Here is a 22,457-nt window from a genome sequence, read left to right on the forward strand (position 1 = left end):
GTGCGCCTTCCTTGGTGAGTGACCCGGGTCACCAACAGTACGGGTGGACGAGTCAGTCTATCTACTATTTACTGGACTGGACCGACTAGTCTAATCAACTCACCCTGGAGGGTTTCATGGCGGCGACGGTATCGACCGAGCAGCTGGCACTGGACACGGCAGCGCAGGACTTGTTGTTCCGCACCGCTCGCACGGCCAACACCTTCACCGACGAGCCGGTGACCGACGAGCAGTTCCGGGCCATCTACGAACTCGTGAAATTCGGGCCGACCTCCATGAATCAGCAACCTCTTCGGGGCGTGCTCGTGCGCTCCTACCAGGCGAAGTCGCGCCTGGTCGAGGCCATGACAGATCGCAACAAGGACAAGACCGCACAGGCGCCGCTGACGGTGATCCTCGGGGCCGACCTCGATTTCCACGACGAGCTGCCGAAACTGGTTCCCTTCATGGAGAACCCGCAGAACGTCTTCGCCGACCCCGCGGTGCGCGAGAAGTCGGCCACCTTCAACGCGGCGTTGCAGCTGGCGTACCTGATCATCGGCATCCGAGCCGCGGGTCTCGCGGCAGGACCGATGGTCGGATTCGACGCCGATGCCATTGCCCGGGAGTTCTTTCCCGACGGCAGGCACACACCGCTGTGCGTCATCAACATCGGCAAGCCAGGCGCGGACGCCTGGATGGGCCGACTCCCCCGGCTGGAGTACGACGAGGTCTTCGGCACTGCCTGAACGTCACGGTTCGCCGCACGTCTGATCAGTGGTAGGTGAAAATGACTGCTACATAGATTCTTTCGACGGTGCCCGTACCGCACGCGGTGCGTGACGCCGAGTCGGTACCACAAGTTCTCCTGCACGCCGCGCGCCATCATCCGACCAGTGGCACGACCTATTTGCACCGCACCGGCGACGCTCCCGCCGTGCGCGTGCATCGTTCCCATCCACACCTGCTCGACGAAGCCTTGCGGCTGACCGGCGCGCTGCGCGACCAAGGGCTGCGACCACGGTCGAAAGTCGTTCTCCTGCTCGATGATCACGAAGACTTCGTCACCGTGTTGTGGGCTTGCTTCCTCGGCGGGTTCGTCCCGTGTCCCATGGTCGCCCAGCCCGCCGACCCGGCTCGCTGGGCGAGCGCACTGCGCCACGTCGACGAACTGCTCGAAGGCCCACTGGTGGTGACATCGCTCGCGATGCGCGACACCATGCCCGCCGTGCCGGGGCTGGCGTCGGTGACAGTGGAATCCCTGCGTACCGGCGAACACCAACCGTTCGTGCACCACGCGAGCCCTGACGACCTCGCGCTGCTCGTGCTCACTTCGGGGTCCACCGGCAACGCCAAAGCGGTGTCGCTCACCCATGGCAACCTGCTCAGCTCCATGGCCGCCAAGTCCGCGGTCCAGCAACTGACCCCGCGTGACATCACCTTCAACTGGATCTCGTTCGATCACGTCGCGGCGCTGCTGGAAACGCATCTGCTTCCGCTGTATTCCGGAGCGCAGCAGATCCATGCTCCGAGCGAGATCGTCGCCGACGACCCGATGCAGTTCCTGCGGATCATCTCCCGGCACCGGGTGAGCATGACCTTCACACCGAATTTCCTGCTCGGTCAGTTGAATTCGCTCTTCGATCCCAACAGCGACGGTGACCGACTCGACCTGTCCTGCCTGCGGCACATCGTGAGCGGTGGCGAAGCCAATGTGGTCGCGACAGGCCAGAAATTCTTGCAGACCTTCGCCGCCCACGGCCTGCACGGCGCTGCGTTGTGGCCCGCGTTCGGGATGACCGAGACCTGCGCGGGCAGCATCTACAATCGCGACTTCCCCGATGCCGACGCCGGGCAGGAGTTCGCCGCTGTCGGGCATCCGGTGCCCCGATTACAGCTGCGGGTCGCCGACGAGGAAGACCGATCGCTGCCCGACGGCGCGACCGGCGAGGTGCACCTGCGCGGCCCGATGGTCACCCGCGGCTACTTCAACAACGCGGACGCCACCCACGAGGCATTCACCGCCGACGGCTGGTTCCGCACAGGCGATCTCGGGCGGCTGGCCGAGGGCAGGCTCACGCTCGTCGGGCGCAGCAAGGACAGCATCATCGTCAACGGCGTGAACTATTTCAGCCACGAGATCGAAACGGCCATCGAGGAACTCGACGGTATCTCCCCCGGCTATGTCGCCGCGTTCCCGACGCGGCGCCCCGGCAGTGACACCGAGCAGCTCGTAATCGCCGTTCACACCGAGACCGGGACCGACGAAGCCGGTCTGCATCGTCTGCTGACCGCGGTGCGTGCCACGGTCGTGTTGCTGTGCGGGTTCCGGCCCGGACTCATCCTGCCGCTGGACAAGGCGGATTTCCCCAAGACGAGTCTGGGCAAGACCCTGCGGCCACGCATGCGGCAACGGCTCGAATCGGGCGGCTACGACCAGGTCGTCGCCGACACCGCGGCTGTCACGACCCGCCAGCTCGGCGGATACTCGGCACCGGAGGGGAACACCGAGTCGATCCTGACCGACGTCTACGCCGAGCTGTTCGATCTTCCGGTCACCGAAATCAGCGCCACCGCCAGCTTTTTCGACCTCGGCGGCACCTCGCTCGACATTCTTCGATTGCAGCAGCAGATCGCGCGCCGCTTCGAGGTGGCGACCCTGCCGATCATCGCCATCCTGACGGCCCCCTCGGTGCGGGAGCTGGCCGCCATCGTCGACGGTGGCGGCGACGGGCCGCGCCGCTACGATCCGATCGTGGCGTTGCAGACCAGTGGCGACAAAACGCCCCTGTTCTGTGTCCACCCCGGCGTCGGCGAGGTCCTGGTCTTCGTCAACCTGGCGAAGTATTTCGTCGGCGATCGACCGTTCTACGCACTGCGCGCCCGGGGATTCAACAGCGGCGAGGAGCCGTTCCACACCTTCGACGAGATGGTCGATGTCTATCTGAGTGCCATCCGCCGACGGCAACCACACGGGCCGTATGCGCTCGCCGGTTACTCCTTCGGTGCCGCGGTGGCTTTCGAGATCGCCAAGCGGCTCGAGGCAGAAGGCGAGCGGGTCGATTTCCTCGGCAGCTTCAACCTGCCACCGCATATCAAGTACCGCATGGACGAGCTCGACTTCGCCGAGACCGCGGCGAATCTGGCGATGTTCCTCGACCTGATCAGCAAGCGGCAGGCCGCCGAACTACCGGCCCAGCTGCGGGCGCTGCCCAAGAGCGAGCAGCTCGCACGCCTGATCGAGCTCGCCCCACCCGAACGAATCGCCGAACTCGACCTGGACCTGACGAAGTTCACGGCCTGGGCCGAGCTCGCCGACGGGCTCACCGGCCTCGGCCGCACCTATTCGCCCAGTGGTGCCGTGCGCTCGATGAGCATGTTCTGCGCGGTTCCCCTGCGCGGCACCAAACAGGACTGGATCGACAACGAACTCAGCCGGTGGGACGAGTTCACCACCGAGCCGAACCGCTACCTCGACGTCCCCGCGAGCACTACACGCTGATGGGGCCGCGGCACGTCACCGCGTTCCAGTCCGTGCTGCGCACAGAACTCGACCGGGCACTCGCCGACGCCGACCGATAGGGAGAAACACGTTGCACGGCAAGAAGATTCTGATCACCGGCGGGACCGGGCAGGTAGCCAGACCTGTCGCCGAGGCGCTCGCCGCGCACAACGAGGTCTGGTGTCTTGGCCGCTTCGGGACACCCGGTGTCGAAGCGGAACTGCGTGAGATCGGTGTGACCACCCGTCATTGGGACATGAACGACACCACCACCGCGGGCTACGAACAGCTGCCCACCGATTTCACCCATGTGCTGCACTCCGCGGTCCATCGCGGTGACGGCAGCGATTTCGAGGACGCGCTGGGCATCAACGCCACCGCCTGCGCACGTCTCATGACACACTGCCGCACCGCCGAGTCGTTCCTGTTCGTCTCGACCGGCGCGCTGTACAAACGGCAGACCCTCGACCACGCCTATCGCGAATCGGACCCGATCGACGGCGTCGCCGACTGGCTGCCCACCTACCCGGTCGGCAAGATCGCGGCCGAAGGCACCGTGCGGGCGATGGCCAACGTGCTCGAACTCCCGACCACGATCGCCCGGCTCAACATCGCCTACGGTCCCGGCGGATACGGCGGTGTGCCGATGCTGTACTTCCAGCGGATGCTGGCCGGGGAACCGATTCCGGTTCCGCTGGAGGGACAGAACTGGTGTTCGCTGCTCTACACCGACGACCTCGTCGCTCAAGTGCCCGACCTGTGGAACGCGGCGTCGGTGCCGGCGCGGCTCGTCAACTGGGGTGGTGACGAATCGGTGGGTATCACCGATTGCGTGCGATACCTCGAAGAGCTCAGCGGCGTCGAGGCGAAGCTCGTCCCCGCCGAGGTCACCCGCGAGACCTACCAGTTCGATCCCGAGCTGCGCCGTTCCCTCACCGGCCCGTGCACGGTCGACTGGCGCGACGGCATTCGTCGCACACTCGCCGCACACCACCCGGCCCACGTGCGGGAGGTGACACCGTCATGAGCCGCGCACCGGTGACGACGCCGAACATCGAGGCCATCCGCACGTCCTACGCCGGTTTCGCGACGCGCGATATCGGCAAAATCCTGTCCGTCATGCACGACGATGTGGAATGGGTCCATCCCGACGGGATGCACAAGTACGGCCTCGGCGGAACCAAGATCGGCCACGACGGGATCAAGCAATTCCTCGCTCATGTTCCGTCGGTACTCGGCGGCATGGCGCTCGACCCGGTCGAGTTCATCGAACAGAACGACCGCGTCATCGTCATGGGAACCCGCCAGGTCACCGCCCGCAGCGGAACGATCACCACCCTGCCGTTCCTGCATTCCTGGACCATGCGCAACGGCAAAGCCACGCGCATGGAAGACATCTTCGACACCGTGACCTTCCACGCCGCCATCGAAAGCTGACACCGACCGCGCCGTGGGCTACCCACGGCGCGGCCATGGCCTGTGCAGCGGTCTATCGGGGGCCGACCACTTCGGGGTGATCCAAGGTGTTGATTGCCTCGACGACGCCGCTATCGCTGCGACCGAATACGGCGTCGAAAAAGGTGCGCACGTAGGTGCGCTGCAGGTCGATGGATCGTTGTGGGTCGATCCCACCGACCGCCTTCGCCGTCGTGGTGGCAGGCAGTAGTCCTGCGGCCGTGAGTTGGGGAAGGATCGTCTGCTGGTCACTGAAGGACATGTGTTCGGTGCCGGCGACGCGCAGGGGCATCTTCACCCCGGAATTGCTGGGCCAGTTCGGTTCCCAGCCGACGTTTCCGAACCAGGGCGAGGCATGGCTGGCAAGCATCAACAGTGGCTGGGGGGTCCCGTCGGTAGTGACCGAGCCCAGGATCGGCCCGTCGAGGTTGACGCCGGCGCGAATACTGGGTTCGTCGTGCATCGACTGCACCGTGGTCGATCCACCGAGCGAATGCCCGAACATTCCTACGGCGGACAGGTCCAGTCGCTCGGCCAGCCCGACGGGTAATCCCGTGGCCAACCGCCGGTCGGTCGTTGCAGCGGCGAGTTCGTCGAGGACGAAACGAGTATCGGCCACTCGCGTGGGGACCAAGAGGTCTCGCAGGACTTCCCGGGGCGAATCGAGCGGAACGACGGTGCGCTCGACCCTGCCATCGGGGAACTGCACAGCGAAGGCCTCATGAGTGTGATTGATCGCGGCAACGACGTAGCCGTGGCTGGCCAGATCTTCGGCTTGCGCAGTGCTCCAGCCGGTGGCGTCACCCATGCCGGGAGAGTTCAGCAGGACCGGGAACCGCCCGCCTGCTTCACGAGCCGGACGGTTCGGGTAGCTGTGGCTCGGCCCCAGAGACCATCGAGTTTCGGGCACACCGAGGCCGGCGAGGTAAGCCTCCTGCGCCGAGCGACCGCCGGGCGGCATCCACGCCGCCGCGGCACCCTCACCGGAGGGCTGCGCCGGGTACCAGATCTGCACGAGCAGCTCGCGCGTGGCACCTGTCCACGGATCGGTGCGGCGAGAGTCGGTCACATGGAGTTCGGTGACGCCGACGGTGTTCGGGCCGGTCGGCACCGGCAGCAATACCACGACAGAATCACCCGGCGCCGTCGTGCCGCAGGACGGCACGCTGACAGTGGCGGCTGCCATGCACAGTGCCACTGCTGCGGTCGCGAAACTTCGGGACCCTTTGCTTGTCAACACAACCCCCACCCTGGATCCGGTACCGATTCGCCACCCTATAGAAATCAATCCCCCACTTTGCTCTCGAAGACCCCGCCGCATGCTCGGCTGGTCTCAGCGGCGACCGATCAGCGGTCAATTGTCCAGTTCTGCTGCAGGAGTTGTTGTCTCAAGCTACCCTGCGGTTCGCTTACATCGGCGGCATCCGGCACGTAGGGTAATAACTGGCTGTGTTCGTTGAATCCGGCGGTTGTGCCGAATGGGTGTAGGAGTGAAGAGTCGGTGAGTCCTACGGTATCTGAGTCGGAGTTCGAGGATCTGTCTCGCCGGGCCGAGATCGACGGCACCGCACCGAGAGTCGGTGCGATCATCGATCGTGGCGGGCAGATACTACTTCTCGAGCGCCACGACACCGGTCCGATCAAAGCGCCGCTGAAGCTGCCCGGCGCCACTGTGATGCCGGGGGAATCCCTTGCGCAGGCGGTCGCCCGCGGTGTGCTCGAGGAAACAGGACTGGTGGTCACCGGCATCCGCCACCACGTCGGGGATTTCGACTACCTGTCCCCCGACGCACATAGGGTTCGCCGTCTGCATTTCGCCGTCGACGTCGCGGCGACACACCCGATCCACCTCACCGCCCACGCCCGCTACGTCTGGGCACCACTCGACGGTGAGCTGAGGGTGACATCGTCGATCCGGGGCATCCTCGACACCTACCGCAACCTCGTACTCGGATGAGATCCAGACCCTTCCGCCTCCAGACGTAGGAGGGCCGAATCCGGATCGGCACGAAGTCGAGCCGGGGCACCCCCTGACCTTCCCGATCAGGGGGTTACGATCGGGAAGGCCGGGTCGAACTCGTCGACGAGGGTGCCGAAAGCAGTGAGGACCGCGGGATCGCCCGCGATCGTGATCTTGCCGCTCTCGGCGAGCGAGGCCGCGGTCTCCGGCTTCAGCAAGGTCGAGACCAGGAACGGCTTCGGTCCGGAGACTGTTACCTGCGGGTTGCCGGATGTGCCGCGGCGTGCGTTGAGCACGCCGCGGCGGATCCACATCGTCCATTGCTCGCCGGCATCGGTGAAATCCAGATCGATGCGGATGTCCACTTCGGTGGCACGTCCGCCGATGATGTGCACCGCGACGAAGTCGAACAGGATATCGATCGGCATGGCCAGGATGGTGTCCTGGCTGGCGATCACATATGGCGGCGGCTGGGCGCCTTCGCGCAGTTCGAGTGCGGCCGAGAGGAAGATTCCTCGCCACTGCGGTCCCTCTGCCTGGTAACCCATCTGCTCGTAGGCGTCGGCTTGCAGGTCTTTGGCTCGCTGGTTGCCGGGCTGGGCGAACACCAGCTTGTGCAGGATCTCGGCCGCCCAGCGGTAGTCGGCTGCCGCGATCGCGCGCTCACCCTCGGCGAGAATGTTGTCGGCACCGGCGAACTCGACGAACCGATTGGCCGCGTCCACGGGCGTGTGGGGGTGTAGCGAGACCGGATCGCCGTCCCACATGCCGAGTTCCTTGGTGTACACCGCGCGCACATCGTGGTGCAGGGTGCCGTGGTAGCCGCGGTTGGCCCAGTTCCGGCCCAGCTCGTCGGGCAGTTCGATCACTTCGGCGGCCTCGAGCGGGGTATAGCCCTTGTTGGCCAGCCGCAGGGCCTGGTCGTGGATGAACTTGTAGGTGTCGCGCTGGGATTCCAGCAGGGCGGTGACGTTCTCGTTGCCCCAGACCGGCCAGGTGTGGGGGCCGTAGTGGACCTCGACGTCGTCGCCCCACCGTTCCAAGGTCTCGTCGAGATAGCGGGCGAAGTTGCGGGCATCGCGGGTGCGTGCGCCACGCAACGTCTGGACGTTGTGCAGGGCATGGTTGGCATTCTCGGCGCAGGTCAACGCCTTCAGCTGCGGAATCCAGATGTGCATCTCCTCCGGCGCCTCGGTGTCGGGGGCGTAGAGGAATTCGAACTCGACGCCCGCGATCTCGCGCCGTTGCCCGGATTCGGTGATGAGGTCGGTGGGTGAGATGTAGGAGATCGACGGCCCGTTCGTCGACGCGATGCCGATTCCACAGGTGACGAACCCGCGCTCACCGGGCGCGAGCAACCCGCCGAAAGCGTAGAAGCTTCTGCGCGCCATGGCATTACCGGCGACGACGTTCTCACCGATCGCGAACTTGTCGAACTGCAGACCCGGGGCGATGATCGGCACTTTGCCCGACGCCACATCCTCTGCCGAGACCACGCCCTTCACGCCGCCGTAGTGGTCGACGTGGGTATGGGTGTAGATCACCGCCGCCACGGGTTTGTCGGTGACGTGCTCACGAATGAGGTCCATGCCCTGCCGCGCGGATTCGACGCCGGCCATGCAGTCGATGACGATGATGCCGTCCTCGCCCTCGATCACCGTCAGGTTCGCGATGTCGTTGTCCCTGACCTGGTAGACGCCCTTGGTCACTTCGAACAGCCCGCCCATGCTGATGAGCTGCGATTGCCGCCACAGGCTGGGGTTCACCGAGTCCGGAACCGGCGGGTCACCACGGAGGTAGTCGAACTCGGCGGGGTCGAAGACCACCCGGTCGGGATCGGTGTCGGAGTGGACGGGGCCGGGAAGGGGAGCGAGGAGCCCGCGCTGCGCGTCGGCGAAATCGGCCCGGTTCTCCAGGTCGTAGAGCTCGGCCGCCGCGTGATTGATATCCGCTGTCGCGGCGCTGGCGGGCTTCGGCTTCTCGCACATGAAGCGCTCCTGTCCGGGTCCGTGGATCGTCGGGATCGACGATCGTCCGGCACCGCCGAGATCGCATCACACGAATCGGGTGAACCTCCCGCCGCGGGCCCTGCCCCTCATCGGGCGATCGCCAGGTACTGCAGTTCCTGGTATTCCGCCAACCCGGTGCTGCCACCTTCCCGTCCGAGCCCGGAGGACTTCATTCCGCCGAAGGGCGCGGCCGGGTCGGAGATCGCGCCGGTGTTCACGCCGACCATGCCGGTCTGCAGGTTTTCGGCGAATTCGAGGGTGTCGCCGAGGTTTTCGCCGAAGACGTACCCGGCCAGGCCCGAGTCGGTGTCGTTGGCCAGGTGCAGGGCCGCTGCCGGGTCGGTGAAGGTGCGGATCGCGGCGACGGGGCCGAAGACCTCCGAATTCCAGAGGCGGGTTCGGGTGTCGACGTCGGTCAGGACCGCGGGTTGCAGGAAGTGACCGGATCCTGGGGTGTCGGTTCCGACGGTGTGCAGGTGTGCGCCCTGGCTGACCGCTTCGTCGATGAGCGCGGTGATCCGCCGCACCGCCGCGCCGTCGATCACGGGACCGATGCGGGTGGCTCGGTCGAGTCCATCGCCTACCGGCAGCGCGGAAGCGGCGGCGAGGAACCGTTCGGTGAACTCCGCTGCCCGCGATTCGTGGACCAGGAAGCGGTCGGCGGCGACGCAGGTCTGCCCCGCGTTGCGCAGTTTGGCGAGCACCGCGCCGCCGACGGCCTTGTCCAGGTCGGCGGACTCCAGGACGACGAACGCAGCGTTGCCGCCGAGTTCCATCGAGACCCGCAAAACTCCTTGGGCGGCTTGGGTCAGCAGGGTGCGGCCTACGGCGGTGGAGCCGGTGAAAGTGAGCTTGCGTAGCCGGCGGTCGGTGAGAATCTGCCCCGACACCAGCGGCGCGCGCGAGGTGGTCACACAGTTGACGACGCCTGGTGGCACGCCTGCTTCCACCAGGATCTGCATGAATGCCAGTGCGGTGAGCGGGGTTTGGGGTGCGGGCTTGAGAACGACAGTGCAGCCCGCGGCGAGCGCGGGGGCGACTTTGCGGGTGACCATGGCCAGGGGGAAGTTCCACGGTGTGATCGCGAAAACCGGTCCCACCGGTTGTGTGCGAACCGCGATACGGCGGCCTCCGCTGGGTGCGCGGAAGTACGCCCCGCTGCCACGGGTGGCCTCCTCGGCGAACCAGCGCAGGAATTCGGCGCCGTAGGCGACTTCGCCGCGTGCCTCGACGAGCGGTTTGCCCATTTCCAGGGTGATCGTGTGAGCGATCCGTTCGGTGGCGTCGTGCAGCAGGTGGAACGCGCGCAGGAGGATGTCGCTGCGGTGGCGCGGATCGGTGGCCGCCCAGTCCTGCTGGGCGGCCACCGCGGCGTCCAGCGCGGCCGCGGCCGTCCGGTCGTCGCCGTCGGCGACGGTCGCGATGTCGTCGCCGGTGGCGGGGTTGCGCACCGGCATCGTCGCCGCGGCGTCCACCCAGTGGCCGCCGATGAACTGAGCGACCGGGAGGTCGGCAAGGGTGGGTGTCATCGTGGCTCCATTTCCGGTTCGAAGACGATCACCTGACGCACGGCCGCGCCGTCGGCGAGGTGGTCCATCGCCTCGTTGAGGTCGTCGAGTCCGATGCGGGCGGAGATCAGTTTCTCGACCGGCAGCCTGCCTGCCCGCCACATCTGCTCGTAGCGGGGGATGTCACGCGCCGGTACCGCCGAGCCGAGGTAGCTACCCACCACGGTGCGGGCCTGCGCGGTGAACATCAGTGGCGACAATGTCACGGTGGCCGACGGGGCGGGCAGGCCGACAGTGACGGTGGTTCCGCCGGGAGCGGTGGCCAGAAAGGCGGTTTCGAACGCGTCGGGGTGACCGGCGCACTCGATCACATAGCGCGCCCGAATCCCCTGCACCGCAACCTGTTCGGGTGTGTAGGTTTCGGTCGCACCGAGGTCGCGGGCGGCCGCGAGCTTGGCGGGCAGGCGGTCGACCGCCACGATGCGCCGCACCCCGATCGCGGCGGCGGTGAGCAACGCGGCCATGCCGACGCCACCCAGCCCCACCACCATCAGGTCGTCTTCGGGCCCCGGGTCGGCGACATTGAGCACGGCGCCGCCGCCGGTCAGGACGGCGCAGCCCAACAGTGCCGCTACCTCCGGCGGCACATCGGGGCCGACCGCGACGACCGAGGCCTGGTCGATGACGGCGTGCGTGGCGAATCCGGAGACGCCGAGGTGATGGCGCACGGCCTGTCCGTCCCGGGTCAGTCTGCCGGGATGGTGCAGGAGTTCGCCTGCCGTGTTCGCCCGGGTTCCTTCGGTGCAGGGCAGTTCACCGCCGCGGGCACACGCCGCGCACCGCTCACAACGCGGCAGGAACGACATGACCACCCGCTCACCGATTGTCAGATCGTCGACCTGGTCGCCGAGTCCCACCACGATGCCCGCCGCTTCGTGGCCGAGCAGCATGGGCAGCGGCCGCGCCCGATTGCCGTCGACCACACTGAGATCGGAATGGCACACACCGGCCGCTTCGATCCTGACCAGTACCTCGGTCGGGCCCGGCGCCTCGAGTTCGAGGTCGTACACCCCGATCGGGCGCGACGACGCGAAGGGCCGCGGCCGGTCGGGGTGGTCGAGAACCGCGCCACGGATGCGCATCAGATCTCCGCTTTCCGGTACTCGCCCAGCGGGGCCGACAGGTAGCGCAGGTGATCGTTGGTGTCGCCCAGGGTGTGTTCGATGGTGGTGAGCCGGGCGGTGTAGTGGCCGACCGGGTATTCGGCGGTCATGCCGATGCCGCCGTGCAGCTGTATCGCCTCCTGGCCGATGTGTTTGCCGGACAGGTCGATTCGCCGTTTCGCGCGGGAGGCCACCGTCGGATCGATGACACCGTCCGCCAAGGACATCGCCGCGTACAGGCTCATGCTGCGGGCCAGTTCCAGCGAGACGTACATGTCCGCCGCGCGGTGGGTGAGGGCCTGGAAAGTGCGTAGCGCGACGCCGAACTGCCTGCGGGTCTTCAGATACTCGGTGGTCAGGCGCAACGCCTCGGCCATCGCGCCGACGGCTTCGGCACCGAGAGCGGCCTGCGTCGTGATCACGGCTTCGTCGATGATCGCACCGGCGTCGAGGTCGGCGCCGAGCAGTTCGGCCGGCGCGCCGCGGAATTCGATCTCGGCGCCACTGCCCCCGTCGTAGCTGCGGTAGGCGGTGCGCACGACCGTCGTCTCACCGGCATCGACCAGGAACAACGCGGTCTCGCCGGTGGGTACCACGGCCGAGACGATCAACCGGTCGGCCCGATCTCCCGAGGACACAGGGCTTTTGCGACCGGTCAGCGTCCACCGGTCGCCGTTGTCGACGGCCAGGGTTTCCGGACGAGTGTCCGGCCAGCGGGCGCCGGGCTCGGCGTGGGCGAAAGCGAACAGCTGCTCGCCGTCGACGATGCCGGGAAGCAGGGCCGCGCGCTGCTCTGCCGTGCCGGCCCGGCCGATCACGAGGGCGGGCAGCAGGGCGCAGTCGAAGATCGGTTCCGGCGCCAGGACGCGGCCGATTTCCTCCAGGGCGAGCATCGTTTCGATCGGGCCGCCGCCCACGCCGCCGTCCTCGACGGACACGGTCAGCCCGAGCAGACCGATCTCGGCGAAGTCCGCCCACACCTTCGGATCCCAGCCGGGATCGTCGGCGATGACCTCCGCGCGGCGTCCGGGGGTGTAGTGGCGGGTCAGCACGCTGCGCACCGTGTCGCGCAGCAGGGTCTGCTCAGGGGTGAAGGTGAAATCCATGGCGGTTACTCACAGTCCGAGAATCGTCGAGGCAATGATGGTGCGCTGCACTTCGTTCGATCCTCCGTAGATCGAAGTCTTGCGGTAGTTCAGGTATCCCGCGACGGTGCGACGCGCCCAGTCGTCGGTCTCCCCCACCCGGGCGACCGCGGCGGGGCCCGCGATATCGACGAGCAGCTCGGTGACGGCCTGCTGCAGTTCGGTGCCGCGCAGTTTGAGAATCGATGAGACGGGATTCGGCGCGCCGTCGCTCGAGCTCGCCGCGACCCGCAGCTGAACCAGCTCCAGTGCCAGCAGCTCGTTGTCGAGGTCGGCGATCCGGGCGGCGAAGCTCGCGTCGTCGAGGAGCGTGCCGGAACCGAGCCTGGTCTGGGCGGCGTATTCCTTCGCCAGCTCCAGGCGAACCTTGGTCTGCCCGACCGCGGCGATGCCGGTGCGTTCGTTGCCGAGCAGGAATTTGGCGTAGGCCCAGCCGTGGTTCTCCTGGCCGACCAGCTGATCGGCCGGGACGCGCACGTTCTCCAGGAACACCTCGTTGACCTCGAAGCCGCCGTCGATCAGCTCGATCGGGCGCACCGTCACGCCGGGGGTGTCCATGGGAAACAGCAGCATCGAGATGCCTGCCTGCTTCTTGGGCGCGGTGGGATCGGTGCGGACCAGGCAGAACATCCAGTCCGCGCTCTGGGCGGCGGTGGTCCAGGTCTTCTGCCCGTTGACCACGTAGTGGTCGCCGTCGCGCACCGCGACGGTGCGCAGCGAGGCCAGGTCGGATCCGGCGTCGGGCTCGGAAAAGCCCTGGCACCACCAGATGTCGAGGTTCGCGGTCGCGGGCAGGAATCGTGCTTTGAGCTCCGGCGAGCCGAATTCGGCGAGTACCGGGCCGATCATGTTCGTATTGAACGTGAGTGGCTCGGGCACCGAGGCGAGCTGCATTTCGTGATGCCAGATGTGGTGCTGCACCGCCGACCAGTCCCGGCCACCCCATTCGGCTGGCCAGTGGGGCACGGCCAGCCCGGCGCCGTTGAGGATGCGCTGGGTGGTGGCGTAGTCGTTCTTGCTCAGCTCGTGCATGTGCCGGTGGCGCCGGCGGATGTCTGCGGGGATCTCACGGTGGAAGAAGGCACGCAGCTCGTCGCGGAAGGCGAGCTCGTCCTCGGTGAAGGCCAGTTGCATGGTCCAGTATGTTACATAGAGTTCGGTGTGTATCAAATGGAGGCAGGGACCCGGCACATGAGCACTTCCTTCGCAACGGCCCGATTCAGTAGCGTGCAGCGCGGGCGGCTCCTCACAGCCGCACGGACGACGTTCACCGCGCACGGCTATCACGGCACCACGATGGACACCGTGAGCGCCGTCGCCGACGTCACCAAACCCGTTCTCTACCGGCACTTCTCGACCAAGACCGAGCTCTACCTCGCGGTGATCCTGGAGTACCTCGACGACCTCACGGACAGACTGCGCGACATCCACAAGGCCGCGACCTCGGACTTCGACCGGGTGCGGCGCACCGTGGGGGTTCTCTTCGACCTCGTCGCGTCCGGCCCGCACTCCACATCAGAGCTGGTTTTCGGCGCCGGTGCCGTCGGCGACCACGCCGTCGAGTCCCGAATCGCCACGGCTCTGTCCGACTTCGTCGATACGCTGGCCACTCATCTGCACCCGAACGACAACCGGCCGCAGCGGACCCGCCTACTCGCCGCCGGACTGATCGGGGCAACTCTGGCGGCGGCAGGCGAATGGCACCGCCTGCGGCAACCGGTATCGCGACAGTCGGCGCTGGACACCATCGCCGGGTGGTACTGCTCGGGCCTGCGCGACAGCGGCGACTAAGCCCGGAGCAGGGCAGCTTGGACGCGGCTCAGCCGCTCCACGTCACCTTGAAATCCCGCCACCGCGTCGTTGTACAGGAACGCTTCCCACAGCCGGACCAGGGCATACGCGAGGGTCGCGCGATCGATGGGCGGCTGATAGCCCTGCTCCTCAGCGCGCTCGAGAAGACCTTCGACGATCGCGACCGCCGCCGGATGCACCAATCCGTCACTGCGGGTGATCACGCGCAGGGCCGACGTGGATTCCTGATCGAAGTAGGTGCGCAACGAACCGTCCTCGACCAGCCAGTAGATGGCGCGGTCTAGGATCTCCACGAGCCGTTCCCCGCCGGTGGCGGTGCTGCGCCGTTCGGCGTAGGCGACCATGCGCTCGAGCTGACGCGCCAGGGCGGCCCCGAGCAACCCGTCCCGGGAACCGAACCACCGGTAGATACTGGTGCGGCCCAGACCGAGTTGGGCGGCAATGGCATTCGCGTCGACCCGTTTACCCGCCAGGAAGACCTGAACGGCGGCGTCCAGCACGTCGTCACGGCTCGCCGCGGCCGGGCGGCCGGGCGCTCGGGTTCCTTCGGTGCGTGCCACGCCGACAGCATAGAGCGCCGCGCGCGCGGCTCGGGGGTGCGTCGACTGACGGGCTACGCGCCGTCGCTGCCATCGCGCAGAGAACCGATCATGCTCCGCAGCATCCGGACCGCACCCGCCTGCTCGGCCTCGGTCATGCCGGACAGCATTCTGACCTCGACGGACCTGACCGCAACGGTTGCCTTCTCCAGGCTGCGCCGTCCGCGCGGCGTGAGCCGCGTGGGAAGAACCTTCCCGACGGGCGCCTGCGTCGGCCTTGTCACGGAGCCGTCGCGTTCCAGGGTCTGGAGCAGCACGTTCATCGTCTGCCGGGTGACGAACGCGCCCCGCGCGAGCTCGGAGTTCGACAAACCCGGTCGCTGAGCCAGCAGCTCGAGGCAGGAGTAGTGCGTCACGCTCATCCCGAGCGGGCGCAGCACTTCCTCCATGGCGATGCGCAACGCACTCGACGCCTCTTTCAGCAGGTAGCCCAGTGACGTCTCCAGGTCGACGCCGACACCATCTTGACTCATGTCTACGAGCAGTACCTCGGCCTCGTCCGCTCACCGGCCGGACCCCCGCACGCCGTCGTCTTCGAGACGAAACCGATCGCGTTCGCACTCCGCGACATCGTTCCCGGCACCGATCTCGCATCCGTCGCACAGCCCGGCATCGGCGCCGCGATCTGGCTGCACGCCACCGAAGTCCAGGCCGTTCACGATGCTCTCGTCGCCGACGGCCACACCATCGTTTCCGCACCGATCGACGGTCCCTTCGGCCGAACCTTCACCTTCGCCGACCCCGACGGTTACCAGATCACTCTCCACGACCGCGCCTGACGGGCGCGTTCACGAAAGACGCTGCTCCGGTTAGCTGGTCAGCGGCCGATGCCGTCCAATTCGGCCACGTCCTCGCCGGAGAGGGCGACCCCGGCGCCGGCGATGTTCTCGCGCAGGTGCGCAGTCGATGACGTGCCCGGGATCAGCAGGATGTTCGGGGAGCGCTGCAGCAGCCAGGCCAGCGCGACGGACATCGGTGCCGCCCCCAGCCGGTCGGCGACTCCCGACAGCGCCGCGGACTGTAGCGGCGTGAAACCCCCGAGGGGGAAGAACGGTACGTAGGCGATGCCGGCGGCGGCGAGTCGGTCGATGAGGTCGTCGTCGTGGCGGTGCGCGAGGTTGTACATGTTCTGCACGCAGACGATCGGTCCGATGCGCCGGGCCTGCGCGACCTGCTCGGTGGTGACGTTGCTGACGCCGAGGTGGCGGATCAGACCTTCCCGCTGGAGGTCGACGAGCGTCCCGAACGCCTCCGCGAGCGAGCCTGGCTGGGGGCCTTCGGCATTGCCCATCCGCATGTTGACCAGGTCGAGTACCTCGAGACCGAGGGACCGCAAGGTCTCGTGGACCTGCTTGCGCAGGTCGTCGGGCCGCCGGGCTGTCGGCCAGCCGCCCTGCGCGTCGCGGTTCGCCCCTACCTTGGTGGCGATGAACAACGATTGAGGATAGGGGTGCAGGGCTTCGCGGATCAGCTCGTTGGTGACCTGCGGGCCGTAAGCGACACTGGTGTCGATGTGGGTGATCCCGGCCTCGACTGCCTCGCGCAATACCGCCAGCGCACCGTTGTGGTCGGCGGGCGGGCCCATGACCCACGGACCGGCGAGCTGCATCGCGCCGTAGCCGAAGCGGGTGACGGGCGAATCGCCCAGAGTCCAGGTGCCACCGGGAAGTGCGGTGGAAGATGCGTTCATCGTGCTTCGTTCCGCTCTCTGGTTCGTGGTGGCGCGTGTCGCCACCACGAACCATCATTGGGGCGTTACTTCCTCTCCGGAAGTAGGCACTTCAAGGTGCGTAACTCTCAGGAACAGGTGTGATCAGGTTGGCGACGACAAGCGCCGCTCAGCGACGAGCGCAGGCCAAGATGGAATACAACGCGTTCTTGGCGGCATGCCCCAGTCGCCAACTGCTCGACCGGATCTCGGACAAGTGGGTTGTGCTCGTTCTCTGCGCGCTCGGAGGCGAGGCTTCCGACCAGCCCGGTGCGGCCGGCGATGCGAGGCAGATGCGCTACTCCGAGATTGCGCGCCTGCTGGCCGGAGCCAGCCAGAAGATGTTGACCCAGACATTGCGGTCGCTGGAACGTGACGGCCTGATCACCCGCACCGTGACGCCGACCGTCCCCGTCACCGTCTCCTACCAGCTGACCGATCTCGGCCTCTCCCTCCACCACCTGACCCGCGGACTCAGATCATGGGCGCAGAGCCATATGGACGAGGTCCACCGATACCGCGCGACCTACGACGCTCGCGTTTCGTAACCAAGACCTCGAATGCGAAGAGCCGGAAATCTCAACGCCCACAACACCGCCGAGGGGTCGATCGATCGCGGATAGGCTACGGCCATGCATGATCTGGGGACAGGGTTCGGCTACTTGTGGAGTGGGCAGCGATGGGTCGCGGGCCACGGTCGCTGGTTCGGCTTCGGGCTGTTGCCCGGCCTGGTCACATTGATTCTTTATGTCGCCGTGTTCACCGGAGCGGCCTTCGGGGTCGGCGACTTCACCGCGTGGATGTCGCCGTTCGCCGACGACTGGAACTCGCCGTGGCGCGGGCTGTTTCGTGGGTTGCTGGTGGTGGTGGTGTTCGGATTCGGCGCTCTGGTCGCGGTGGTGGCGTTCACCGCGATCACGTTGGTGATCGGGCAGCCGTTCTACGAGCGGTTGTCCGAGCAGGTCGACAGATCGGAGTCGGCGGACGGCACCGCGCCGGAATCAGGCAACGGGTTCGGCCGGGATTTGTGGATATCGACCCGCGACAGCGTTCGGCTGCTGATCAGAGTCCTGGCCTGGGCCGTGCTGTTGTTCGTTCTCGGGTTCATCCCCGTCCTCGGCCAAACCGTGGTTCCGGTGATCGGAATCGGCGTGACCGCCTTTTTCCTCGCGCAAGAACTCACCGCGGTGGCGTGGCAGCGCCGCGGCGTCGAACTGCGCGAACAACTGGCGGTCTTGCGCGGACGACGCATGCTCGCCTGGGGATTCGGCGTTCCGCTCGCCCTTGTCTTCCTGATCCCGTTCGTGGCCGTGCTACTGATGCCCGGCGCCGTCGCGGGCGCGACGCTCATGGTGCGCAGCCTCGGCGACGAGAACCGGCCCGACGGCAAACCGCGGGTCATCGAAGCGATGGTGACACCGCCCAGGTAGCCGCGGGCGCTCTCACCGGTGTCGTGATTCGGAGTGGCGGCCGCGATGAACGCAACACGGCCGTGGCCGGATCAGTCCTTGACAACCTGGGTGCCACCCGCGAATTTGTCGTGCCAGCCCTGTTTGCTCGGGCTCGAACTCACCGTGACCGCGATGCCGATGGCCGCGATGAACCACAGCAGTCCACCCAGCCAGGGAATCAGGTTCAGCAGCATATAGGCGTTGCGTTTGGCCGATTCGACGAGATCGGGCTTGTCCGCGCCGCCCGCACCGTTGACGTGCAGACCGAGAAGCTTCTTGCCCGGGGTCGATCCGGTCACCACTTCGAAGACGACGAAGTACAGGAACCCGAATCCGGCGCCCGGCAGGATCGCGATCCAGCTGGGGAGATCGGTGACTCGCTCGAGGATCCAGAACAGCACGGCGCCGACAAATCCGGCGATGATCCAGTCGATGAACCTGGCCCCGGCCCGGCGTCCGATTCCCGCGGGAGTGGTGCCGACTGTGTTCGCCATGGTTCCTCCTAGAATTCACCGGTCACGGTGGTACACCGAGGATCTCACACACACCGGACGCCCAGGAGACGGTCGGCTGGATCGCGGCCACATCGAGTGCGGAGATGACACCGACTGCGGTCGGCTCGAATCAGGACGGCCGACTGAGGATCACGTCGGGTCAGCGGGTGCTGACGCAGACCACGTAGCGGCGCTCGTCGTAGACGACACCGCGGTCGCCGGTCGTGCAGATGTTCACATCCGTGGTGTCATGGCGGATCTCGAGGACCCGGACCCGGCCGGGGACGTCGGCGGCGCAGTCCACGTGCCTGGCCGTGTCACCCGCCAGGTCGAGGCATTCGCCGACGGTCCAGTCGATGTCCAGGCAGAGGGTCTCGTCCACGCCGCCCGGCAGTGTCCGAGGTTGCGCGCGGTCGACGTCGCCCGGGCAGTGACTGCCCACCGGCGCCAATTCCGTCACCTTGTAGCGGGAGTTGACGTCACCGCACGCGACCTGACGAATATCGGCCGCACTCACGTTCAAATCCACACAATCGCCGGCACTCAATTTCACCCAGGGAATCTTCGTCGCAGACTTGGCCAATGTGGACGCGACGCCGCCGGAAATATCAGTAATAGTTCCCAGCGGTTGAGTCGCTGAAACCTCGGTCGGCAAAGTTTTTTCGGCAGCGGCATCGTCAGGCCCGGCGGGCTCCTCCGCGGTGAACCCCACCACGACGGAAAGCGCTAGATAAAACGCTCCTGCCAGGGCGAACACCGCTCCCATCGATACGCCGAGCAGGGCTAGGTTTCTTCGACGCGCCATCCGTGTTGTCCCTACTCATCCGCTGGACGTCCCCGACCGACGTCCCACTCGCTTGACAGTTCTTACACGGCACACACGAACGTGTCGAATTGTGAATCTGCGAATTTTTACAATGAGAAACACTGGTCCGCCGCCCAATTCGGCACGGTTCACCGAATTCGGGAAAAGGGTGCTAGGGTCTGGCCGATCTCACTGGCGGACAACACGGTTCGTGCCCCGAGCAGCGGCACGCCATGCGACCGCGCAATTTTTCGTGATGCGTAAAGGAATTCCTGATGAAACTCGGTTACTTCCCCGCTGCCACGCTCCTGGTCGGCGCCACCGTCTGGATCACCGCGGGTACCGCCACCGCGCAGCCGGTCGCACCGCCGCCCCCCAAGGCCACCACATCCGGGGTCGACCAGTCCGTGCGCTACGAGGCCACTCTCACCGAGTTCTCCCGGGTGCTCACCACCACGGTCGCCGGCGGTACCTTCACCACCACCGACGACAACACCGCGGTGACCCTCGTCGCCGACTCCGGCGCCGTCGTCACCCGCATCCCGCTCACCTACCAGATCTCCGGCAAGGAGATGCGGGTGACGCAGACGATCTCCGACAACGGTCACCACCTCGTGCTCGCCCCACAGGCGAGCGCCACCGAAATCGGTGAGATGCAGGCCATCAGCCCCATGTCCCAGCTGACGAACGAGATCAACCGCAACGTCGTCGGCGTCGTCGCGGGCGGCATACTCGGCGGCCTCATCGGCACAGTGCTCGGCTTCGGCTTCCTCAGCATCATCACCGGCCCCGTCGGCCTGGTCCTCGGCGCGATCGCCGGCGGCTACGCCATGGGCGGGCAGCCCTTCCTCGACGCCGTCACCGCCGCCGTGAGCGGCCAGCCCTGATCCACCGCCGCGGACCGTCGACTGGTGCGATCACCGCTGATCGGTCGTCGCCTGCGGCCGTCCACGCCTGTTTCGAATAGCGCAGGATGGTCGGCCGCAGGCCCGCATCACAGCCGACCAGCGACCGCCCGCCCGGCGGCCCGCCCGGAAAAGATGCATCCGCCCAGGAATGTGCCCTCCAACGCGCGATACCCGTGCACTCCCCCACCGCCGAACCCCGCGACCTCACCAGCGGCGTACAGGCCCTCGACGGCTGTCGCGTCCGGCCGCTGCACGCGCGACGACAGGTCTGTCTCCAAGCCGCCCAGCGTCTTTCGGGTGAGCAGATGCAACCGGACGGCGATCAGCGGGCCCGCCTTGGGATCGAGCAGTTTGTGTGGTGCGGCCACTCGCGTGATCCTGTCGGGCAGGTAGGCACGCGCCGCGCGAATCGCGGCGATCTGGAGATCCTTGTTGACCGCGTTGTCGAACTCGCGATCCCGCGAGATCACCTCACGCCGCACACTCGCCACATCGAGCACAGCGTCACCTGCCAGCTCGTTCATCCGGCGCACCAGGTCGTCGAGCGTGTCCTCGACCACGAAATCGGCGCCTTTGCGCTTGAACGCCTCGACCGGACCCGGTGCCCCCTTCTTCACCCGTTCCAGCAACAACCTGATGTTGCGGCCGGTCAGGTCAGGGTTCTGCTCCTGCCCGGACAGCGCGAACTCCTTCTCGATGATCTTCTGGTCCAGGACCAGCCAGGTGTAGTCGAAGCCGGTCCGGTTGATGTACTGCATCGTGCCGAGCGTGTCGAAGCCGGGGAACAGCGGTGGCGGCAGCCGCGTCCCGGTCGCGTCCAGCCAGAGCGACGACGGCCCCGGACCGATACGGATGCCGTGGTCCGGCCACACCGGGTCGTAGTTGATGATGCCCTCGGTGTAGTGCCACATCCGGTCCCGGTTGATCACACTCGCGCCCGCGGACTCCGAGATCGCCAGCATCCGCCCATCCACGTGCGCGGGAACACCGGCCAGCATGTGCTCGGGCGCGCGACCGAGGCGCGTCGGCCAATTCTGACGGATCAGCTCGCGGTTGTGCCCGATACCGCCGGAGGTGACGAGCACCGCCTGGGCACTGAACTCGAACTCGCCCACTGCTTTCCGGGACGACTCGACGCCTCGCGCCGCGTCCGACGGCTCGAGGACTGTGCCACGCACACCGGTGACCGCGCCGGCGGTGACGACGAGTTCATCGACCTGATGGCGAAACCGGTATTCCACCAAGCCCTGGTCGACGCCGGCCTGAACGCGAGACTCGATGATCTCGACGATTCGCGGTCCGGTTCCCCAGGTGATGTGGAAACGGGGCACCGAATTGCCCGGCCCGTACGCGCCGTAGCCGCCCCGTTCGGCCCAGGCAACGACCGGAAACGCCTTCCAGCCGCGCTCGGCCAGCCAGCCGCGCATCTCACCGGCGGCGAATTCGACAAAGGCTTGCGCCCAGGCGCGCGGCCACTTGTCCTCGCGTTCGCGATCGAATCCGGCATTGCCCATCCAGTCCTGCAGCGCGAGGTCGTAGGAGTCTTTGATACCGACCCTTCGCTGCTCGGGGCTGTTCACCAGGAACAGTCCACCGAAGGACCAAAAGGCCTGTCCGCCGACATTGCCGGCGTTCTCCTGCTCGATGACGAGCACCCGTTTACCCGCGTCGACCAGCTCAGCCGCAGCGACCAATCCGGCGAGTCCGGCTCCGACGACAATGACGTCAGCAGATTCGGCCATACATCGACGGTAGCTCCGCGTCCCGACCCGAGGGAAGAGCCGGCCACGCCACCACGATCGACGCATCGCGACGGCGCCACTGCCCGTCGTAGCTGCGCCGGCGAATGGACCTGATCGATTCGGGCGTGATAGGAGAGTTGTCATGTCGTCGTCATCGTCCGTTCGCCGGGGATCCGGCTCGCAGTTGCCTGCCGAGCTCGGCAGGGTGGTGTACCGG

At 66.7% G+C, this 22,457-nt stretch carries 21 protein-coding genes and 1 pseudogene; 10 read left to right on the forward strand and 12 right to left on the reverse strand.

What is annotated here, in order from left to right; translation table 11 throughout:
* Positions 1-116 precede the first annotated feature (116 nt).
* The 4 genes from ACFWFP_RS11715 (at position 117) to ACFWFP_RS11730 (ending at position 4,918) form a co-directional block, all read left to right on the forward strand.
* The gene (locus ACFWFP_RS11715; RefSeq protein WP_379294693.1) at positions 117-728 is read left to right on the forward strand and encodes a malonic semialdehyde reductase; all 612 of its coding nucleotides are present in this window, start codon (positions 117-119) and stop codon (positions 726-728) included.
* A gap of 68 nt (positions 729-796) precedes the next feature.
* Positions 797-3,481 (forward strand): AMP-binding protein, encoded by a 2,685-nt coding sequence (locus ACFWFP_RS11720; protein WP_379294694.1) that lies wholly within the window; start codon positions 797-799, stop codon positions 3,479-3,481.
* Between the two features lie 91 nt (positions 3,482-3,572).
* Positions 3,573-4,508: an NAD-dependent epimerase/dehydratase family protein gene (locus ACFWFP_RS11725; protein WP_379294695.1), complete on the forward strand. Its 936-nt coding sequence runs from the start codon at positions 3,573-3,575 to the stop codon at positions 4,506-4,508.
* A complete protein-coding gene (locus ACFWFP_RS11730) occupies positions 4,505-4,918 on the forward strand; it encodes a nuclear transport factor 2 family protein (protein WP_379294696.1) in 414 nt (137 codons plus the stop codon). The genes ACFWFP_RS11725 and ACFWFP_RS11730 overlap by 4 nt, the downstream gene beginning before the upstream one ends.
* Before the next feature lie 52 nt (positions 4,919-4,970).
* Here the strand turns inward: ACFWFP_RS11730 and ACFWFP_RS11735 are convergent, their stop codons facing one another.
* The gene (locus ACFWFP_RS11735; RefSeq protein WP_379294697.1) at positions 4,971-6,122 is read right to left on the reverse strand and encodes an alpha/beta hydrolase family protein; all 1,152 of its coding nucleotides are present in this window, start codon (positions 6,120-6,122) and stop codon (positions 4,971-4,973) included.
* A gap of 315 nt (positions 6,123-6,437) precedes the next feature.
* On the opposite strand from ACFWFP_RS11735, the gene ACFWFP_RS11740 reads away from it, so the two are divergent.
* Positions 6,438-6,893 carry an NUDIX hydrolase gene (locus ACFWFP_RS11740; RefSeq protein WP_379294698.1) on the forward strand — a complete coding sequence of 152 codons (456 nt, stop codon included), beginning with the start codon at positions 6,438-6,440 and terminating at the stop codon, positions 6,891-6,893.
* 86 nt (positions 6,894-6,979) lie between these two features.
* Here ACFWFP_RS11740 and ACFWFP_RS11745 read toward each other — a convergent pair whose 3' ends face one another.
* The 5 genes from ACFWFP_RS11745 to ACFWFP_RS11765 form a co-directional block, all read right to left on the reverse strand.
* Positions 6,980-8,884, reverse strand: coding sequence for an alkyl/aryl-sulfatase (locus tag ACFWFP_RS11745; protein WP_379294699.1), 1,905 nt, complete (start codon positions 8,882-8,884; stop codon positions 6,980-6,982).
* Between the two features lie 107 nt (positions 8,885-8,991).
* Complete coding sequence (locus tag ACFWFP_RS11750; protein WP_379294700.1) at positions 8,992-10,434, reverse strand: NAD-dependent succinate-semialdehyde dehydrogenase; 1,443 nt, start codon at positions 10,432-10,434, stop codon at positions 8,992-8,994.
* Complete coding sequence (locus tag ACFWFP_RS11755; protein ID WP_379294701.1) at positions 10,431-11,555, reverse strand: alcohol dehydrogenase catalytic domain-containing protein; 1,125 nt, start codon at positions 11,553-11,555, stop codon at positions 10,431-10,433. Before ACFWFP_RS11755 ends, ACFWFP_RS11750 begins: the two co-directional genes overlap by 4 nt.
* Positions 11,555-12,682, reverse strand: coding sequence for an acyl-CoA dehydrogenase family protein (locus ACFWFP_RS11760; RefSeq protein WP_379294702.1), 1,128 nt, complete (start codon positions 12,680-12,682; stop codon positions 11,555-11,557). The genes ACFWFP_RS11755 and ACFWFP_RS11760 overlap by 1 nt, the downstream gene beginning before the upstream one ends.
* A gap of 9 nt (positions 12,683-12,691) precedes the next feature.
* Positions 12,692-13,855 (reverse strand): acyl-CoA dehydrogenase family protein, encoded by a 1,164-nt coding sequence (locus tag ACFWFP_RS11765; protein ID WP_379294703.1) that lies wholly within the window; start codon positions 13,853-13,855, stop codon positions 12,692-12,694.
* 57 nt (positions 13,856-13,912) lie between these two features.
* On the opposite strand from ACFWFP_RS11765, the gene ACFWFP_RS11770 reads away from it, so the two are divergent.
* A complete protein-coding gene (locus ACFWFP_RS11770) occupies positions 13,913-14,512 on the forward strand; it encodes a TetR/AcrR family transcriptional regulator (RefSeq protein WP_379294704.1) in 600 nt (199 codons plus the stop codon).
* Here ACFWFP_RS11770 and ACFWFP_RS11775 read toward each other — a convergent pair.
* Together ACFWFP_RS11775 and ACFWFP_RS11780 are read right to left on the reverse strand one after the other, a co-directional pair.
* Positions 14,509-15,093, reverse strand: a complete 585-nt coding sequence (locus tag ACFWFP_RS11775) for a QsdR family transcriptional regulator (protein ID WP_379294705.1) — start codon at positions 15,091-15,093, stop codon at positions 14,509-14,511. The two genes, ACFWFP_RS11770 and ACFWFP_RS11775, sit on opposite strands and share 4 nt — an antisense overlap.
* 53 nt (positions 15,094-15,146) lie before the next feature.
* Positions 15,147-15,605, reverse strand: a complete 459-nt coding sequence (locus ACFWFP_RS11780; protein WP_379294706.1) for a MarR family winged helix-turn-helix transcriptional regulator — start codon at positions 15,603-15,605, stop codon at positions 15,147-15,149.
* Positions 15,606-15,608: 3 nt separating this feature from the next.
* Between ACFWFP_RS11780 and ACFWFP_RS11785 the strand changes: the two are divergent.
* Positions 15,609-15,911: pseudogene (locus tag ACFWFP_RS11785) on the forward strand (VOC family protein); the annotation flags it as partial.
* A gap of 38 nt (positions 15,912-15,949) precedes the next feature.
* On the opposite strand, the gene ACFWFP_RS11790 reads toward ACFWFP_RS11785, so the two are convergent.
* Positions 15,950-16,822 carry an aldo/keto reductase family oxidoreductase gene (locus tag ACFWFP_RS11790; protein WP_379294707.1) on the reverse strand — a complete coding sequence of 291 codons (873 nt, stop codon included), beginning with the start codon at positions 16,820-16,822 and terminating at the stop codon, positions 15,950-15,952.
* A 128-nt stretch (positions 16,823-16,950) separates the two neighbouring features.
* Here ACFWFP_RS11790 and ACFWFP_RS11795 point away from each other — a divergent pair, with 128 nt between their 5' ends.
* Both ACFWFP_RS11795 and ACFWFP_RS11800 read left to right on the forward strand, forming a co-directional pair.
* A complete protein-coding gene (locus tag ACFWFP_RS11795) occupies positions 16,951-17,388 on the forward strand; it encodes a winged helix-turn-helix transcriptional regulator (RefSeq protein WP_379294708.1) in 438 nt (145 codons plus the stop codon).
* Positions 17,389-17,472: 84 nt separating this feature from the next.
* Positions 17,473-18,270, forward strand: a complete 798-nt coding sequence (locus tag ACFWFP_RS11800) for an EI24 domain-containing protein (RefSeq protein WP_379294709.1) — start codon at positions 17,473-17,475, stop codon at positions 18,268-18,270.
* Between the two features lie 71 nt (positions 18,271-18,341).
* Here the strand turns inward: ACFWFP_RS11800 and ACFWFP_RS11805 are convergent, their stop codons facing one another.
* A complete protein-coding gene (locus tag ACFWFP_RS11805; RefSeq protein ID WP_379294710.1) occupies positions 18,342-18,785 on the reverse strand; it encodes an RDD family protein in 444 nt (147 codons plus the stop codon).
* Positions 18,786-18,945: 160 nt separating this feature from the next.
* Positions 18,946-19,551: a hypothetical protein gene (locus ACFWFP_RS11810; RefSeq protein WP_379294711.1), complete on the reverse strand. Its 606-nt coding sequence runs from the start codon at positions 19,549-19,551 to the stop codon at positions 18,946-18,948.
* 314 nt (positions 19,552-19,865) lie between these two features.
* Between ACFWFP_RS11810 and ACFWFP_RS11815 the strand changes: the two genes are divergently transcribed.
* Positions 19,866-20,477, forward strand: coding sequence for a hypothetical protein (locus tag ACFWFP_RS11815; protein ID WP_379294712.1), 612 nt, complete (start codon positions 19,866-19,868; stop codon positions 20,475-20,477).
* Positions 20,478-20,584: 107 nt separating this feature from the next.
* Here ACFWFP_RS11815 and ACFWFP_RS11820 read toward each other — a convergent pair whose 3' ends face one another.
* A complete protein-coding gene (locus ACFWFP_RS11820; RefSeq protein WP_379294713.1) occupies positions 20,585-22,240 on the reverse strand; it encodes an FAD-binding dehydrogenase in 1,656 nt (551 codons plus the stop codon).
* Between the last annotated feature and the right edge of the window lie 217 nt (positions 22,241-22,457).

The organism is Nocardia sp. NPDC060249 (genome assembly GCF_042728755.1).
Classification (GTDB): Bacteria; Actinomycetota; Actinomycetes; order Mycobacteriales; family Mycobacteriaceae; genus Nocardia.

What these genes read in the sequence shown, in the direction of transcription:
- ACFWFP_RS11790 (WP_379294707.1), bottom strand. Translation starts at nt 16,822, where the DNA reads ATGAACGCATCTTCCACCGCACTTCCCGGTGGCACCTGGACTCTGGGC.
- ACFWFP_RS11715 (WP_379294693.1), top strand. Translation starts at nt 117, where the DNA reads ATGGCGGCGACGGTATCGACCGAGCAGCTGGCACTGGACACGGCAGCG.
- ACFWFP_RS11755 (WP_379294701.1), bottom strand. Translation starts at nt 11,555, where the DNA reads ATGCGCATCCGTGGCGCGGTTCTCGACCACCCCGACCGGCCGCGGCCC.
- ACFWFP_RS11810 (WP_379294711.1), bottom strand. Translation starts at nt 19,551, where the DNA reads ATGGGAGCGGTGTTCGCCCTGGCAGGAGCGTTTTATCTAGCGCTTTCC.
- ACFWFP_RS11745 (WP_379294699.1), bottom strand. Translation starts at nt 8,884, where the DNA reads ATGTGCGAGAAGCCGAAGCCCGCCAGCGCCGCGACAGCGGATATCAAT.
- ACFWFP_RS11750 (WP_379294700.1), bottom strand. Translation starts at nt 10,434, where the DNA reads ATGACACCCACCCTTGCCGACCTCCCGGTCGCTCAGTTCATCGGCGGC.
- ACFWFP_RS11760 (WP_379294702.1), bottom strand. Translation starts at nt 12,682, where the DNA reads ATGGATTTCACCTTCACCCCTGAGCAGACCCTGCTGCGCGACACGGTG.
- ACFWFP_RS11765 (WP_379294703.1), bottom strand. Translation starts at nt 13,855, where the DNA reads ATGCAACTGGCCTTCACCGAGGACGAGCTCGCCTTCCGCGACGAGCTG.
- ACFWFP_RS11770 (WP_379294704.1), top strand. Translation starts at nt 13,913, where the DNA reads ATGAGCACTTCCTTCGCAACGGCCCGATTCAGTAGCGTGCAGCGCGGG.
- ACFWFP_RS11800 (WP_379294709.1), top strand. Translation starts at nt 17,473, where the DNA reads ATGCATGATCTGGGGACAGGGTTCGGCTACTTGTGGAGTGGGCAGCGA.
- ACFWFP_RS11805 (WP_379294710.1), bottom strand. Translation starts at nt 18,785, where the DNA reads ATGGCGAACACAGTCGGCACCACTCCCGCGGGAATCGGACGCCGGGCC.
- ACFWFP_RS11730 (WP_379294696.1), top strand. Translation starts at nt 4,505, where the DNA reads ATGAGCCGCGCACCGGTGACGACGCCGAACATCGAGGCCATCCGCACG.
- ACFWFP_RS11780 (WP_379294706.1), bottom strand. Translation starts at nt 15,605, where the DNA reads ATGAGTCAAGATGGTGTCGGCGTCGACCTGGAGACGTCACTGGGCTAC.
- ACFWFP_RS11820 (WP_379294713.1), bottom strand. Translation starts at nt 22,240, where the DNA reads ATGGCCGAATCTGCTGACGTCATTGTCGTCGGAGCCGGACTCGCCGGA.
- ACFWFP_RS11735 (WP_379294697.1), bottom strand. Translation starts at nt 6,122, where the DNA reads ATGGCAGCCGCCACTGTCAGCGTGCCGTCCTGCGGCACGACGGCGCCG.
- ACFWFP_RS11815 (WP_379294712.1), top strand. Translation starts at nt 19,866, where the DNA reads ATGAAACTCGGTTACTTCCCCGCTGCCACGCTCCTGGTCGGCGCCACC.